This window comes from Streptomyces sp. NPDC006385, assembly GCF_040612485.1.
Taxonomy (GTDB): Bacteria; Actinomycetota; Actinomycetes; order Streptomycetales; family Streptomycetaceae; genus Streptomyces.
In genome coordinates this window covers 153,227-168,111 of record NZ_JBEXQG010000013.1, presented here as the reverse complement: position 1 = coordinate 168,111, position 14,885 = coordinate 153,227, and the positions used below count along the sequence as shown (strand labels likewise).

9 protein-coding genes are annotated in these 14,885 nt (G+C 72.5%); 7 read left to right on the top strand and 2 right to left on the bottom strand.

The window, feature by feature from the left end; translation table 11 throughout:
• From ABZ078_RS13570 to ABZ078_RS13560, 3 genes are all read left to right on the top strand, one after another.
• A partial coding sequence (locus tag ABZ078_RS13570) for a hypothetical protein (RefSeq protein WP_356574757.1) occupies positions 1 to 533 on the top strand: 533 nt, incomplete at its 5' end.
• Positions 534 to 706: 173 nt separating this feature from the next.
• Entirely contained in the window at positions 707 to 1,180 is a 474-nt protein-coding gene (locus ABZ078_RS13565; RefSeq protein ID WP_356574755.1) for a MarR family transcriptional regulator, read from the top strand.
• Positions 1,181 to 1,256: 76 nt separating this feature from the next.
• Positions 1,257 to 2,849, top strand: a complete 1,593-nt coding sequence (locus ABZ078_RS13560; RefSeq protein ID WP_356574753.1) for an MFS transporter — start codon at positions 1,257 to 1,259, stop codon at positions 2,847 to 2,849.
• A gap of 21 nt (positions 2,850 to 2,870) precedes the next feature.
• Here the strand turns inward: ABZ078_RS13560 and ABZ078_RS13555 are convergent, their stop codons facing one another.
• The gene (locus ABZ078_RS13555; RefSeq protein ID WP_356574751.1) at positions 2,871 to 5,330 is read right to left on the bottom strand and encodes a SpoIIE family protein phosphatase; all 2,460 of its coding nucleotides are present in this window, start codon (positions 5,328 to 5,330) and stop codon (positions 2,871 to 2,873) included.
• A gap of 259 nt (positions 5,331 to 5,589) precedes the next feature.
• On the opposite strand from ABZ078_RS13555, the gene ABZ078_RS13550 reads away from it, so the two are divergent.
• The 4 genes from ABZ078_RS13550 to ABZ078_RS13535 all read left to right on the top strand — a co-directional run bounded on the left by ABZ078_RS13550 (position 5,590) and on the right by ABZ078_RS13535 (position 12,595).
• Positions 5,590 to 7,662 carry a SpoIIE family protein phosphatase gene (locus ABZ078_RS13550; protein ID WP_356574749.1) on the top strand — a complete coding sequence of 691 codons (2,073 nt, stop codon included), beginning with the start codon at positions 5,590 to 5,592 and terminating at the stop codon, positions 7,660 to 7,662.
• Between the two features lie 149 nt (positions 7,663 to 7,811).
• A complete protein-coding gene (locus tag ABZ078_RS13545; RefSeq protein ID WP_356574747.1) occupies positions 7,812 to 8,570 on the top strand; it encodes an IclR family transcriptional regulator in 759 nt (252 codons plus the stop codon).
• A 104-nt stretch (positions 8,571 to 8,674) separates the two neighbouring features.
• Positions 8,675 to 9,820: a PP2C family protein-serine/threonine phosphatase gene (locus ABZ078_RS13540; protein WP_356574745.1), complete on the top strand. Its 1,146-nt coding sequence runs from the start codon at positions 8,675 to 8,677 to the stop codon at positions 9,818 to 9,820.
• Between the two features lie 84 nt (positions 9,821 to 9,904).
• The gene (locus tag ABZ078_RS13535; protein ID WP_356574744.1) at positions 9,905 to 12,595 is read left to right on the top strand and encodes a SpoIIE family protein phosphatase; all 2,691 of its coding nucleotides are present in this window, start codon (positions 9,905 to 9,907) and stop codon (positions 12,593 to 12,595) included.
• A gap of 12 nt (positions 12,596 to 12,607) precedes the next feature.
• Here the strand turns inward: ABZ078_RS13535 and ABZ078_RS13530 are convergent, their stop codons facing one another.
• Positions 12,608 to 14,605 carry an FAD-dependent oxidoreductase gene (locus ABZ078_RS13530; RefSeq protein WP_356574742.1) on the bottom strand — a complete coding sequence of 666 codons (1,998 nt, stop codon included), beginning with the start codon at positions 14,603 to 14,605 and terminating at the stop codon, positions 12,608 to 12,610.
• Positions 14,606 to 14,885: the final 280 nt, after the last annotated feature.

Sequence of the window (14,885 nt, the reverse complement as noted above, 5' to 3'; positions counted from 1 at the left end):
CGAAGCCCGCACTCCCGGCCAAGCCCGCACTGCCCGCGAAGCCCGCACTCCCGGCCAAGCCCGCACTGCCCGCGAAGCCCGCACTCCCGGCCAAGCCCGCACTGCCCGCGAAGCCTGCAATGCCTGCCAAGCCCGCACTCCCGGCGAAGCCTGCTCTCCCCGCGAAGCCCGCACTCCCGGCCAAGCCCGCACTGCCCGCGAAGCCTGCAATGCCTGCCAAGCCCGCACTGCCCGCAAAGCCCGCACTCCCGGCCAAGCCCGCACTGCCCGCGAAGCCTGCAATGCCTGCCAAGCCCGCACTTCCCGCAAAGCCCGCACTCCCGGCCAAGCCCGACCACCCGAAGAAGCCGGACCTCCCGAAGAAGCCGGACCTCCCGAAGAAGCCGGACCTCCCGAAGAAGCCGGACTACCCGCAGCACCCCAAGAAGCCCGACCACCCCAAGAAGCCCGAACATCACCACCACTCGAAGAAGTCCGACCACCACGACTCGAAGGAGTCCGACCACCACGACTCGGAGGGACACCACGGCTGACGACGACCAGCACTAGCTGATCCAGATCGGTCGCCACGCCGGGCCCGGGACACTCGGGCCCGGCTCACCCCTTGTTCGGGACGTGCGCGCGGGCGGCGCAGGCAGGGCGTCGGCCACCCCAGCGGAATTAGCTCTGTTGACATAGGTATAGAGCTATACCTATTGTGGGGGGCATGCCCTCGCATCGCGCGCCCGCCCAGGACGTCGGCCACATGGCCGCCGTTCTCCTGGCCTGCCTGCCCGCGCTGCACCGGGGCCTCGACCGGCAGGTCAGCCAGGAGTTCCCGCATCCCAAGCCCCCCGAGGCCCAGCTCGCGCTGCTGCGGTATGTCGCGGCCCATGACGGGGTCACCGTGCGCGAGGCGGCCGAGGCGCTGCTGATGAAGCCGAACAACGTCAGCGCGCTGGTCACACAGATGACCGAGAAGGGGATGCTGGAGCGGCGCCAGGACCCGACCGACAAGCGGATCGCCCACCTGCACCTCACACCGGCGGCCCGACGACGGCTCGCCGAGGTCACGGACCTGATGAGCAGCCATCTCACCCAGGCGCTGCGCGCACTGACGGAGGGCGAACTGGACGCCCTGGGCTCCGCGTTGGGCGCGCTGAGCACGCTCGCCGAGCACGTTCAGCGTCCCGCCCACTGAGCACGCGCCGCCGAGCCCACCCTCGACGCGCCTGCCCGGGCTCCCTTCCAGACCCGAACGAAGGACAGGCACCGTCATGCCCTCCGTGGCCACCCATCCTGCCGCCCCGCACTCCCCCGCCCTGCCCACCGACCAGCCGCGCGGTCCACGGGGCAACCCGTGGCTGACGCTGATCGCCGTCGCCTTCGGCCTGTTCATGGTCGGACTCGACGGCTCCGTCGTCTCGATCGCCAACCCCGAGATCGGCCGGGACCTCCACGCCTCCACCGCCGATCTGCAGTGGGTGACCAACTCCTATCTGCTGGCCCTCGCCGCGGCCCTGATCCTCGGCGGCAAGCTCGGCGACCGGTTCGGGCGCCGTACTTTCTACCTGGTCGGCGTCGCCGGCTTCACCGCGGCGTCCGTCGCCATCGGGCTCGCCGGGTCCATCGAGGGCGTCATCGCCTTCCGTGCCGTGCAGGGCTTCTTCGGCGCCCTGCTGATGCCCAACACGCTCGGCATGCTGCGTGCCACGTTCCCGCCGAGGAAGTTCGGCATGGCGGTCGGCATCTGGGCCATGGTCTCCTCGGTCTCCACCGCGCTCGGCCCCATCGTCGGCGGCCTGCTCGTGCAGCACGTCAGCTGGGAGTCCGTCTTCTACATCAACGCCCCGATCGGTGTCGTCGCGCTCGTCTTCAGCGGCATCGTCCTGCCGCAGAGCAAGAACGCCGCCGCCGCGGACGAGAGGTTCGACATCCTCGGTGTCCTCCTGCTCGCCCTGGGCCTGCTCGCCCTGGTGTTCGGCGTCGTCAAGGGCGAGACCTGGGGCTGGGCGTCGGGCGGCACGCTCGGCGCCATGGCGGCCGGTGTGGTGCTCCTGCTCGTCTTCGGCCTCCACCAGACGCGGATCGCGGCGCCGCTGCTGCCCATGCGCCTGTTCCGCAGCCCGGCGCTGACCATCGGCACGGTCATCACCGCGCTGAACTTCTTCGTGCTGCTCGGCGTGATCTTCTTCGTCATGCTCTATCTGCAGAACGTGCGCGGATTCAGCCCCGTCGAGGCCGGTGTGCGCACTCTGCCCCTGAGCCTCGCCTCGGTCGTGGCGTCCCCGCTGGGGGCGGCGCTCACGGACCGGTTCGGGCCCCGGCTCACCATGCCGCTCGGCATGGCGCTCCAGGCCGTCGCCTGCTTCACGATGCTCACGTGGAGCGCGGACTCCTCGTACACCACCATGTGGCCGCCGTTCGTCGCGCTCGGCCTGGGCGTGGGCATGGTGATGGCCTCCTCGTCCGACGCCGTCGTCGGCAACGCCCCGGTCGAGGACGGCGGCGTGGCCGGTGGCCTTCAGGCGACCGCGTTGCAGATCGGCGGCGCACTCGGCACCTCCGTGCTGGTGTCCCTCATCAGCAGCCGCGTCGGCTCCACCCTGACCGGCGAGCTGACCTCCGCCGGGGTGCCCGCGCAGGCGGCCGAGGGCCTGAGCGGGGCGAAGGACGCGGTGGCCATGGGCGTCGCCCCGGTCTCCGGCGACCTGCCCGGCGGTGTCCGGGCCGCCGTCGTCGAGGGAAGCCACGAGGCGTTCATGAACGGCGTGCACACCTCCGTGCTGGTCGCCGGTGCGCTGTGCGTGGTGGGCGCGGTGGTGGCCGCGGCCGGCGTACGGCGTGCCCCCGAGGCCGCCCGGCACTGACAGGTCAGCGGTGCGTCCCGGTCACGGGATCTCCTGCTCGGCCCAGATGATCTTGCCGTCGGCCGTGTAGCGGGCACCCCAGCGGTGGGCGAGCTGAGCCACCAGGAACAGGCCGCGGCCGCCCTCGTCCATGCTCCGGGCGTGGCGCAGCCGTGGCGCGGTGCTGCTGGCGTCGGCGACCTCGCAGGTCAGCCGGGAGTCCCGCAGAAGCCGTACGCGGATGGGGGGTTCGGCGTAGCGGATCGCGTTGGTGACCAACTCGCTCACGATCAGCTCGGTCGTCATGGCCAGTTCCCCGAAGCCCCACACCTCCACCTGGCGGGTCGCCAGGGCCCGGACGTCGGCGACGGCGGCCGGGTCCACGGGCACGTCCCAGGAGACGACGCGCTCGGCGCCCAGGGCGTGGGTGCGGGCCAGGAGCAGGGCGATGTCGTCGGGCTGCGGCACGGGCACGAGCCGGTCCACCACGGACGAGCACAGGGTGCCGAGGTCGGGACCGCGCCGGGACAGCAGGTCGCCGAGCCGGGCCATGCCGCCCTCCATGTCGCGGTCGGCCGCCGCGACGAGGCCGTCCGTGTAGAGGCCGAGCAGGCTGTTCTCGGCGAGCTCGATCTCACCGGCCTCGAACGCCATCCCGCCCAGCCCGAGCGGCGGCCCGGCCGGGGGCTGCGGGAAGGAGACCTGGCCGTCGGGGGCGACGACGACCGGGGGCGGGTGCCCGGCGCGGGCCATGGCGCAGCGCCGGGTGACCGGGTCGTAGACGGCGTACAGGCAGGTCGCGCCGAGGAAGGCGGTCGCGCTCTGGGCCGCCTCGCCGTCCGTCTGCTCCTCGCTGAGCCGGAGCACGAGGTCGTCGAGGTGGGCCAGCAGTTCGTCGGGCGGCAACTCCATGTCGGCGAGGGTCTGCACGGCGGTGCGCAGCCGGCCCATCGTCGCCGCCGCGGTGATGCCGTGGCCGACGACGTCGCCGACGACGAGGCCCACGCGGGCGCCGGACAGCGGGATCACGTCGAACCAGTCGCCGCCGACCCCGCCGCTCGGGTCCGCCGGGAGATAGGAGGAGGCCACCTCCAGTGCCGTACCGCCGGTCAGGGCCTGGGGCAGCAGGCTGCGTTGCAGGGTGACCGCGGCCGTGTGTTCCCGGGTGTAGCGGCGGGCGTTGTCGACGCACAGCGCCGCCCGCGCCACCAGTTCCTGGGCGACCAGGACGTCGTCGGGCTGGAAGGAGGCGGGATTGAGCGAGCGGATGAACGTGGTGAGGCCGAGCGCGGTGTTGCGGGCCCGCATCGGCACGGAGATGAGGGAGTGCAGGCCGAACTCGCGGATGCTGGCCGCTCGCGCGGGCTGCTCGGTGACCCACAGGTCGTCGGACGGGTCGAGGACGGGGATGAGGATCGGGTCGCCGTCGACGATCAGATGCGCGTCGTGCGGCGGGGGCACGAAGTCCACCGGATCCCCGATCCGCGCCACGGCCTCCGGGCAGCCCTCGCGCACCGAGCTCATCCCGGCCCGGCGCATGACCGGCCTGACGGGCGCGGGTCCCGCGTCGGGGAGCCACGCTCCGTGCCCCTCGGTGCTGAGGACGGGCTCCAGGAGGTCCACGACGACGAAGTCCGCGAAGCGCGGTACGGCGAAGTCGGCGAGCTCCTGAGCCGTGCGCAGCACGTCCAGCGTCGTCCCGATGCGGGTGCCGGCCTCGTTGACCAGCGCCAGCAACTGGCGGGCGTTCCACCGCTCGGTGACGTCCAGGACCATGTAGCCGACCCCGGTGATCGAGTTGTCGGCGTCCACGAAGGGGAAGAAGGAGGTGGAGTAGGCGTGCTGGCGGTGCGGGTCGGCCCAGCTCCAGCCCACGTACTCGTAGTCGGTGACCGGGACGCCGGTCTCGATGACCTTTCTCATCAGGCCCTCGAGGGTGTCGGCCTGAAGGCCGGGCAGCAGTTCGCTCAGCCGCCGCCCCAGCCGCTGCTCGCGGGGCACCCCTCCGAAACGTTCCAGGGTGTCGTTCAGCCAGACGTAGCGCAGTTCGGTGTCCATCACGGCCATGCCGACCGGGGAGCGGGTCAGGAAGCCGTCGAGGAAGGACTCGCCCGCCGTCCACTGCCGGCGCTGCACCCGTGCCGAGATCAGGAAGCACTCGTCCGCGCCCAGGTGGAAGGAGGCGGAGACCCGCAGGTCCACCTCGACGCCGCGGCCGTCGCGGTGCCGCAGGCGGACGAGCCCGCTCCACCCCATGCCGGCCCGGCAGCGCTCCGCGACCGCGGCCACCCGTCCCGGATCGCCGGGCACCGCCAGCAGTCGCGCGGCCGAGTCGCCGACGATCTCCGACGCCGGGAGGCCGAGGAGTTCCTCGGCGGTCCGGGTCCAGCCGATCACGACGCCGCGTACGTCCACCACCGCCGCGGCGTCGGTGGACGCGTCGAAGACAGCGCGCGGTCCTGCGGACGTGGGCGCGTCCCGTCCTTCTCGCGGAGCATCCATGGGTCCTCACGGAGCGTTCCTGGGTCCCACCTCTACACGACCATGTTCCTGCTTGTCCGCCCGATGTGCACGGGCCGACGCCCGACCTCCGGCCTGGAGGGCATGGCCGACGCGGCCGGCGTGCCCGGAGGAGGCAAGGGGCGTGCCCGGAGTGGGCAAGGGGCGGAGGCGGAGGGAGCATGGAGGTACCGGTCGTCGCAGTCGGGTGCCGGCTGTGGCCGAGTGGCAGGTCCTGCCGGCCGGTGGTCAAGGAGCTGCGATGACAGCCGGATCCGAACCCTTCCAGTCCGGCAGCGACGGGTACGGCGCTGAGCCGCCGCGGCCGACCGGTCTGCTGGACGTGCTGAGCGTGGCCGCGGTGGTCGTCGACGCCGACGGACGCATCGTGTTCTGGACGCCGCAGGCCGAGGAGTTGTTCGGCTACACCTCCGAGGAGGCTCTCGGCACGTACGCGGCACGGCTGTTCATCCACCCCGAGCACCTGCCGGCCGTGGCGAAGCTGTTCGCGGAGGTGCTGGAGACCGGCCGCAGCTGGGCGGGCGCCTTCCCGGTGCGGCACAAGGACGGCAGCACCCGGCTGACGGAGTTCCGCAACATGCGGCTGCTGGACGACCTCGGGGACGTCTACGCCCTGGGCATCGCGGCCGACCACTCGCTGCTCCAGCGCGTCGAGACCGACCTGGCCCTTTGCGAGCGGCTGATCAACCAGTCCCCGATCGGTCTCGCCCTCCTCGATCCCGACCTGCACTATCTGCTGGTCAACCCGGCCCTGGAGCGGATCGACGCCACTCCGGCCGAGGAGCACATCGGCCGTCGGCTGCGGGAGACCCTGCCCCTGCCCGACATCGACACCATCGAGTCCTGTCTGCGTCAGGTGCTCACCACCGGCACCCCGTTGCTCGACCAGTACCACGTGGGCCGCCCGCCGGCCGACCCCGAGAACGAGCACGCCTGGTCGCTGTCCTTCTACCGGCTGGAGGACCCCGGGGGGCGGGTCCTGGGCGCGGCCATCTCGTTCGTCGACGTCACCGAGCGGCACCGCGCGGCCGCCGAGGCCGACCGGGCCCGGCGGCGCCTGGCCCTCATCGCCGACGCCTCCACCCGCGTCGGCACCACGCTGGAGGTGGAGCGGACCGCCCATGAGCTGGCCGAGGTCGCCACACCGGAGCTGGCCGACGTGGTCGCCGTGGACATCCTGGACTCCGCCCTGGCCTGCCGCCGTGTGCGCAAGCCGGACAACGGCCCCGAACTCTTCCGCGCCCTGGCCCTGAAGGCGGCGTACCCGAGTGTGGCGCTGCGCGCCGCGGACCCGCCCGGCGACCTCGCCGCCTACGAAGGGGACCGCCTGGTCACCCTGTGCGTCCACACCGCCCGGCCGGTCCTGGTGCGCCATGTCGGCGAGCACGATCTGCCGCGCATCGCCCGGGACGCCGAGGCCACGTCCCTGCTGGCCCGCGCCGGCGTGCACTCGTATCTCGCCGTGCCGTTGATCGCCCACGGCGAGGTGCTCGGCGCCCTCGATCTCAAACGCACCCGCAACCCGGTGCCGTTCGACGAGGACGACGTCGTCCTGGCCAGTGAACTCGCCAGCCGTGCCGCCGTGGCCATCGACAACGCCCGCTGGTTCCAGAGCGTGCGCAACACCGCCCTCACTCTCCAGCGCAGCCTGCTGCCCGACCACCCGCCGCATCACACCGGTCTGGAGCTCGCCTCCCGCTACCAACCCGCCCAGGCCACCAGCGAGGTCGGCGGCGACTGGTACGACGTGATCCCGCTGAGCGACGACAAGACCGCCCTGGTCGTCGGCGACGTGATGGGCAACGGCATCGACGCCGCCGCCACCATGGGCCGGCTGCGCACCGCGACCTGCGCCTACGCCGACCTCGACCTCGAACCCGGCGCCGTGCTCCAGCACCTGGACAAGATCACCTGCGATCTGGAGCACTACATCGTCACCTGCCTCTACGCCGTGTACGACCCCCGCACCAGGCAGTGCCACATGGCCAACGCCGGACACATGCCGCCCGCGCTGGCCCGCCCCGGCCGTCCGCCCGAGCTGCTCGAACTGCCCACCGGAGCCCCGCTCGGCGTCGGCGGCATCCCCTTCGAGGCCACCACCGTCGAACTGAGCCCCGGCGATCTTCTGGTCCTCTACACGGACGGCCTCGTCGAGACCCGCCACCATCCCATCGACGACCGCCTGAACGTCCTCCTCGGCTTCCTGGAGGAACCCCACCGCCCCCTGGAGGAGCTCTGCGACCTCCTGCTGTACGGCCTGCGCCACCCCGACGACCACGACGACGTCGCCCTTCTCGTCTCGCGGGTGCTGTAGGCATGTCGCGCCGCCCTCAGTGCGGTCGCGTGGGCGGGCCTGGTAGTGAGTCCCGTATCGCGGGTCCTGAAGTCCCGCGGGGTGGGTCCTCTGGCCCTGTCCCGCGACTCCCTCTTGCCCGCGGCGCGGGCCCGGCGCACGCTGTTGGTATGGGTGCCAGCGAGGGCCCGACGCTCATCAACTCCGTACAGCGCGCCTTCCGCCTGCTGGAGGCGGTGAGCGCGCACGAGAACGGCGCACCGGCGAAGCAGTTGGCGCGGGAGACGGGTCTGCCCCTGGCGACGGCGTACCACCTGCTGCGGACGCTGGTCCACGACGGTTACGTGCGCAAGCTCGACGACGGCGGGTTCATCCTGGGCGACCGGCTCCAGACGCTGCACACGGCGGGCCGGACGCAGGCGCTGCTCAGCCGGATCCGCCCCACGCTCGCCGCGCTGCGGGACGAGCTGTCGACCGCCACCTACCTCACCTTCTACGAGGACGGCGAGATCAGGGTCGCCGAGATCGTCGACGGACCGCGTGCCCCCCGGGTCGACCTCTGGGTCGGGTTCGAGGACGCCGGGCACGCCACCGCGCTCGGCAAGTCGGTCCTGCGGGAGCTGGACGACGAGGCGCGCAAGGACTACCTGTCCCGGCACACACTGGCGGACCTCACGCCCAGGACGATCACCCGGACCCCGGAACTGCTCCGGCGGCTGGACACCTCGCCCATGGCGCCGGCCGTCACGGACCTGGAGGAGTACTCCCTCGGCACGGTCTGCGTCGCCGTGCCCGTCTACAGCGGGACCACCCTCGGCTCGCTCGGCGTCTCGCTGCGGGCCGACCGGCTCTCCCGTCTGGAGGAGATCAGGGCGCGGCTGATCCCGACCGCGAGCCGCGTGAGCAGAGGGCTCTCGCTCACTATCTGAAAATCCGCTGCTTGTCCCGCCCGGGGTCGAACCTATTCTCTAGACGAAACGGACATTTCTTCGGGCTGCACGCCCTGCGCACAGGTGAGGACAGCGGACAAGACATGACCCAGGCCCCCGACCATGGTCGTGCTCACTGGCTCAGGCGACTGGTCGCCGCTCTGCCCATACTGCCCATCCTTCCGATACTGATCGTCTCCGGCATCGTGCTGGTCGATCTCATCGGCGGCTCGGGCATGACATGGCTGCCGCTCCTCGCGGCGGGGCCGGCGCTCGCGGCGACCACCAACGGGCCGCGCGGAGTGCTGTGCGTGGGGCTGCTCGCGGCCGCGGTCGGCGCGGTCCTCGGCGTCCGGGACGGTGCCGCGAACAGTGAGCTGGCGGTCGTCCTGGCCGCCCTGATGGCCGTCACCCTGGCAAGCTGCCTGGCCAGTGCGTTGCGCGGGCGGCGCGAGCGGGTGCTGGCGGCCGTGCGCTCCGTCGCCGAGGCCGCCCAGCACGCGCTGCTCCAGCCGGTGCCGGCGACGGTCGGGCCGTTCCGGGTGGCGGTCCGCTACAGCGCCGCCGCGGCGGAGGCCCGGATCGGCGGCGACCTCTACGCGCTCGTGTCCACGCCGTACGGGGTCCGGCTGATCGTCGGCGACGTGCGGGGCAAGGGGCTGCCGGCCGTGGGGACCGCCGCCCTGGTGCTGGGTGTCTTCCGGGAGGCCGCCTACGACGAGCCCGATCTGCTCACCGTCGTCGCCAGGATCGAGCGGAGCCTGGCGCGCAACCTGGGCAGCGACGACTTCGTCACCGCCGTGGTCGCCGGACAGCCCCGGCCGGGTGAGCTGGAGGTGGTCAACTGCGGCCACGCGCCGCCGCTGCTGGTGCGCGACCGCGTCGTGGTCCCGGTCGAGCCGGACCGTCCGGCGCCGCCCCTCGGGCTGCGCACCCTCTCGGGTGAGTCCCCCGCGCTCCAGGTGCTGCCGTTCGCCGACGGGGACCAGTTGCTGCTGTACACCGACGGAGTCACCGAGGCCCGCAACCACGCCCGTGAGTTCTATCCCCTCGCCGAGGGCCTGGCGCGGCACACCTGCGACGAGCCGGCCCGCACCGTCACCGCGCTCCACGACGAACTGCTGGCCCATGTGGGCGGCCGGCTGCACGACGACGCGGCGCTGCTCCTGCTCCACATGCCGGCCGCCGCCGAAGTTCCGGTCACCCGCCCGCCATCCGGCGCCGACCGCCTCGGGACGTACGCGCCGTAGATGTGAGTGGGGGGTGCGTGCGTATGGACGGTCCCGTGGTCCGCGACCATGCCCACCCCCGCCGAACGGTGTTAGAAATGAGACATGGCCGGATTCCTCGGCCGCCTGCGCTCGCTGTTGAGCGCGCGTACCGTCGCCCGGCAGGTGTTCGTGATGCAGGCGGCGATCGTCGTGCTCCTCGTCGTCGCCGCGGTGGTGGCCCTTGTGCTGCAGATCCGCACCGACACCGAGCGGGAGGCCCGCAACCGGTCGCTCGCCGTGGCCGAGGCGTTCGCGAAGGCGCCGGGGGTCGTCGAGGCCCTGGCGGCCCCGGATCCGACCGCGGTGCTCCAGCCGCGTGCCGAGGCGGCGCGCAAGGCGACCGACGTGGACTTCGTGGTCGTGATGACCCCCGAGGGCATCCGTTACACCCACCCCGACCCCGAGCAGATCGGCAAGCATTTCGTCGGCCACATCGCACCGGCCGCGGCGGGCGGGGTCGTACGGGAGACGTACACCGGGACCCTCGGGCCGTCCGTGCGGGCGGTGGTGCCCGTGACCGACGACGGGGGCCGGGTCGTGGGGCTGGTGGCCGCAGGCGTGACCCTGGCCAGCGTGAGCGGGTTCGTCGACCAGCACCTGCCGGTGCTGATCGGCTCGGCGGCGGTCGCGCTCGCCGTGGCCACCGGCGGGACCGCGCTGGTCAGCCGGCGGTTGCTGCGTCAGACGCGCGGGCTGGGACCCGCCGAGATGACACGGATGTACGAGCATCACGACGCCGTCCTGCACTCCGTACGGGAGGGTGTGCTGATCCTGGACGGCCGGCGGCGGCTGGCGCTGGCGAACGACGAGGCGCGCCGGCTGCTGGGGCTCGCCGCGGACGCGGAGGGGCGGCTCTGTATCGATCTGGGCATCGGACCCGACCTGGCCCGGTTGTTCGCCTCCGGACGGGACGCCACCGACGAGGTGCACCTGGCGCGGGGCCGGCTGCTGGCGGTCAGCCAGCGCTCGACCGACCGGGACGGCGGGCCCGCGGGCAGCGTGGCGACGCTGCGGGACACCACCGAGCTGCGGACGCTGACCGGCAGGGCGGACGTGGCGCAGGAGCGGCTGAAGCTGCTGTACGACGCGGGGCTGGAGATCGGCACCGTCCTCGATGTCACGCGTACCTCCCAGGAGCTGGCCGACTTCGCGGTGCCGCGGTTCGCCGACTTCGTCAGCGTCGATCTGGCGGATCCGGTCCTGCGGGGCGAGGAGCCGAAGGTGGGCCGCACCGACATGCGCCGGGTCGCCTTCCGGGGCGTACGGGAGGGCAGCCCGCTCTATCCCATCGGCGAGCTGATCCACTTCGGCCCGGCGAGCCCGCAGGCCTTCGGCTTCGGCACGGGCGAGTCCGTGCTGGAGGCGGACATGCCCGCCTTCTCCGGCTGGCAGGAGCAGGATCCGGAGAACGCCCGCAGGATCGTCGACTTCGGGATCCACTCGATGCTCACGGTCCCGCTGCGCGCCCGTGGCGTCATCATGGGCATGGCCACCTTCTGGCGCGCGGACCGGCCGGAGCCCTTCGAGCGGGACGACGTCTCCCTGGCCGAGGAGTTGGTGGCCCGCGCCGCGGTCAGCATGGACAACGCCCGCCGCTACACCCGCGAGCACACCCTGTCGGTCACGCTCCAGCGCAGCCTGCTGCCGCGGGCCCTGCCCGACCAGAGCGCCCTCGACGTCGCCTACCGCTATCTGCCGGCGCACGCCGCGCAGGGCGGGGTCGGCGGGGACTGGTTCGACGTGATCCCGCTGCCGGGCGCGCGGGTGGCGCTGGTCGTCGGGGACGTGGTGGGACACGGGCTGCACGCGGCGGCGACGATGGGGCGGCTGCGTACGGCGGTCCACAACTTCTCCACGCTGGATCTCCCGCCCGACGAGCTCCTCAACCATCTGGACGAGCTGGTCGCCCGCATCGACCAGGACGAGAACGAGGGCGAGGGCCAGGGCGAGGGCGCTCCGGTCACCGGGGCGACCTGCCTGTACGCCGTGTACGACCCGTCCTCCGGGCTGTGCACCCTCTCCCGCGCCGGCCACCTCGAACCGGCCGTCGTCCGCCCCGGCGGCGACGTCGCGTTCCCCGCCGTCCCCGGTGGGCCGCCGCTGGGTCTGGCCTCCGGGCTGCCGTTCGAGTCGACCGAGCTGAAGCTGCCCGAGGGCAGCGGGCTGGTCCTGTACACGGACGGGCTGGTCGAGGACCAGGGGCGGGACATCGACGAGGGGCTGCAGCTGCTGCGCGGGGTGCTCGCCGCGGCCCCGCCCACCGGGGGCCGGACGCCGGAGGAGACGTGCAAGGCGGTCCTGGCGGCCCTGCTGCCGGAGCGGCCGCGCGCCGACGTCGCCCTCGTCGTCGCGCGGACGCGGATGCTGGCCGCCGACCGCACGGCGGGCTGGGACGTCCCGGACGACCCCTCGGCCGTGGCGCGGGTCCGGGCGGCGGCCACGCGCACACTGGACGACTGGGGGCTGGCGGAGGAGGCGTTCACGACCGAGCTGATCCTGAGCGAGCTGGTCACGAACGCCATCCGCCACGCCGCCGGCCCCATCCGGGTCCGCCTGATCCGCGACCGCGCCCTGATCTGCGAGGTCTACGACGGCAGCAGCACCGCCCCGCACCTGCGCAGCGCGGCCACGACGGACGAGGGCGGCCGGGGCCTGTTCCTGGTGGCCCAGTTCGCCGAGCGCTGGGGCACGCGGTACATGGCGGGCGGCAAGGTGATCTGGACGGAACAGCCCCTTGCCGACGCCCGTGCCTGAGCCGACGACGTGTCAGTCCCCGTGCGCCTCCAGTGCCGCCCGCACGCCCGATTCGAGGGCGCCCTCGATCCACGACGGCTTCACCGAGGTGTGGTCCCCGGCGAAGTACAGCGGCCCCTCGGGGGCGCGGATGGCTTCCAGCAGCTCCGTGTGCTGGCCGGGCAGGAGCACGGACGCCTCGCCGTACGCGTACGGATCGCGCAGCCAGCTCTGCGTGCGCCCGGCGCCGGTGTAGAAGACCTCCACGCGCTGGCCGTAGACCTGTTGCAGGCCCCGTAGCGCGTGCGGGTAGCGGGCGTCCTCGTCGAGGGAGTCCCAGCGGGAGGCGTCGTCGGCCCAGCTGTAGGAGGCGAGGACGACGCCGCCCTTGCTGCCCTCGACGGGGTGGGAGGGGTTGATCATGAAGCGGTTGGAGTTGTCGGAGACCGAGCCGCCGCCGACGATGTGCGCGGCCGGGGGCTGGTCGCGGGTGGCCCAGCGGTTGGCGGCGTAGTGCACGCGCTGCGCGTCGCTGATGTGGCCGCGCGGGACGGAGGGGTGGACGCCGAGGAGGCTGCCGTCGTCGGGCGCCTTGCCCTTGCGGTAGTCGTCGTAGAGGCCGGGCCGCACGGCGTCGAGTTCGCGTTTCCAGTCGGCCTCGGTGAACTCCCACCAGCGCAGGCCGAATTCGAGCAGCACCTTGGTGGCGCTGTCGTAGTGCAGCTCGGCGATCGCACGCCGCTTCTTGTACGACATTTGCGGGCTGATCTGCACCTGCCTGAGCCCTGAGAACGGCACGGTGACGATCGCGAGGTCGCCGGTGAACTGCTCGCGCACGACCTTGCCGTCGCGTCCCTCGGAGACGGTGTCGATCCACACGTGCGGGCCCTTGGCGCCGACGTGGGAGGTGTCGTCGGCGCCGGGCCGGCCGGGGGCCCAGTACTCGATGCGGGTCGCGCGCCGGTCGAGGCGCAGGACGTCGGCGACCTCCTTCAGCAGCGCGTCCGGCAGGGTCGCCGTGCCGCCGACCAGCTCCCAGAACGCGGTGTCGGGGCTGATCAGCGACTGGCTGATGAAGCTGTGGATGAAGGACAGCGGCAGCCGCGAGGTGAGGTTCTCCAGGGTGCCGATCAGGTCGATGGTCCGTTCGTCGAAGCCGGCCTCCTCGGTCAGGAACCGGTACATCGACCAGTCGCCGTACTTCTGCACGACCCGCGCCCAGCCCCTGACCCGCTCGGGCATCGGCTTGTCGACCCGCTTTCCGTCCGGTCCGACGGTGCTGAACTCGTCGCGTACCGGGTCCAGGGCGCGGCGCAGGATGGTCGAGGAGGGCGTGTCCCAGTACTGGCGCGGGACGCCGAAGGAGCGGTTGATCCGGCGGGGTGCCTTCGCGTACGCGGAGCGGCGCACACGGATGCCGTTGACGTGCAGCCAGGCGTGGTTGACCGGTTTGCCCTCCCCGTCGACGTCGACGAGGTGGAAGCGGCGTCGCTTGACGCCGAGTTGGTCGATCAGGGTCATCACCAGCGGATGGCTGCCGGGGATGCGCATGGCGCCGGCCTCCGCGTACTGGGCGGGATCGGCGAACGCCTGTGCCGCCTGCTCGTGGCCGCCGGTGCGGAAGGTCTTGATCCGGCCGCCGACGCGGTTGCCGTTGGCCTCGACGAGCGTGACGTGGTGCCCGGCCCGCTTCAGCAGCCAGGCGGCGACCAGGCCGGCGGGTCCGGCGCCGACGACGAGGACCTTCCTGGCGGTCTTCGTCCTCGCGCGCGGGAGTCCGGAGTCGAGGATCTTGCGATAGGCCGGTACGAGCGGCCGGTCGTGGTCGTCGACCACCAGCAGGGCGCGGGCGACGGCCAGGCAGGTGTCCCAGTCGGCGGTGGAGCGCGGTCGGTGGGGGGCCTGTCGCGGGGGTGCGGCGGCGGCCGCGGTCGGCGCCAACGCGGCCAGGGCGGTGGTCGTGGCGGACGCGGCCGTGAACTGCCGCCGGGAGAAGGGAGTTGAGCCGACAGACGCGCGGTGAGGGTCCATGTGCCCTGGATACGGGGAGGGAGGTCGGGCCGGTGGGGCAATCGTCGGTCAGTCACCTGAACGGGCAAGCGCATGGTCGCGCACCCGCGCCGGGCGTGCGTCCGCACGCAGGTTTGTGAAGCGCACGTGACGAAACCGTTGACGGGAACTTGGCCCCCTCTTATCTTCTGACCCAATCACGATCGGAATCACGAACTCCGTTCGAAATTACGGACATGGACGGTCTTGAATGCCTCGGATGTCTCACCCACCTCTCCACAAGCGCCGCAGCTCCCTGATC

Excerpts from the sequence above, each read along its gene's own strand:
- ABZ078_RS13540 (WP_356574745.1), top strand. The coding sequence starts at position 8,675 with ATGACCCAGGCCCCCGACCATGGTCGTGCTCACTGGCTCAGGCGACTG.
- ABZ078_RS13550 (WP_356574749.1), top strand. The coding sequence starts at position 5,590 with ATGACAGCCGGATCCGAACCCTTCCAGTCCGGCAGCGACGGGTACGGC.
- ABZ078_RS13555 (WP_356574751.1), bottom strand. The coding sequence starts at position 5,330 with ATGGATGCTCCGCGAGAAGGACGGGACGCGCCCACGTCCGCAGGACCG.
- ABZ078_RS13530 (WP_356574742.1), bottom strand. The coding sequence starts at position 14,605 with ATGGACCCTCACCGCGCGTCTGTCGGCTCAACTCCCTTCTCCCGGCGG.
- ABZ078_RS13535 (WP_356574744.1), top strand. The coding sequence starts at position 9,905 with ATGGCCGGATTCCTCGGCCGCCTGCGCTCGCTGTTGAGCGCGCGTACC.
- ABZ078_RS13545 (WP_356574747.1), top strand. The coding sequence starts at position 7,812 with ATGGGTGCCAGCGAGGGCCCGACGCTCATCAACTCCGTACAGCGCGCC.
- ABZ078_RS13565 (WP_356574755.1), top strand. The coding sequence starts at position 707 with ATGCCCTCGCATCGCGCGCCCGCCCAGGACGTCGGCCACATGGCCGCC.
- ABZ078_RS13560 (WP_356574753.1), top strand. The coding sequence starts at position 1,257 with ATGCCCTCCGTGGCCACCCATCCTGCCGCCCCGCACTCCCCCGCCCTG.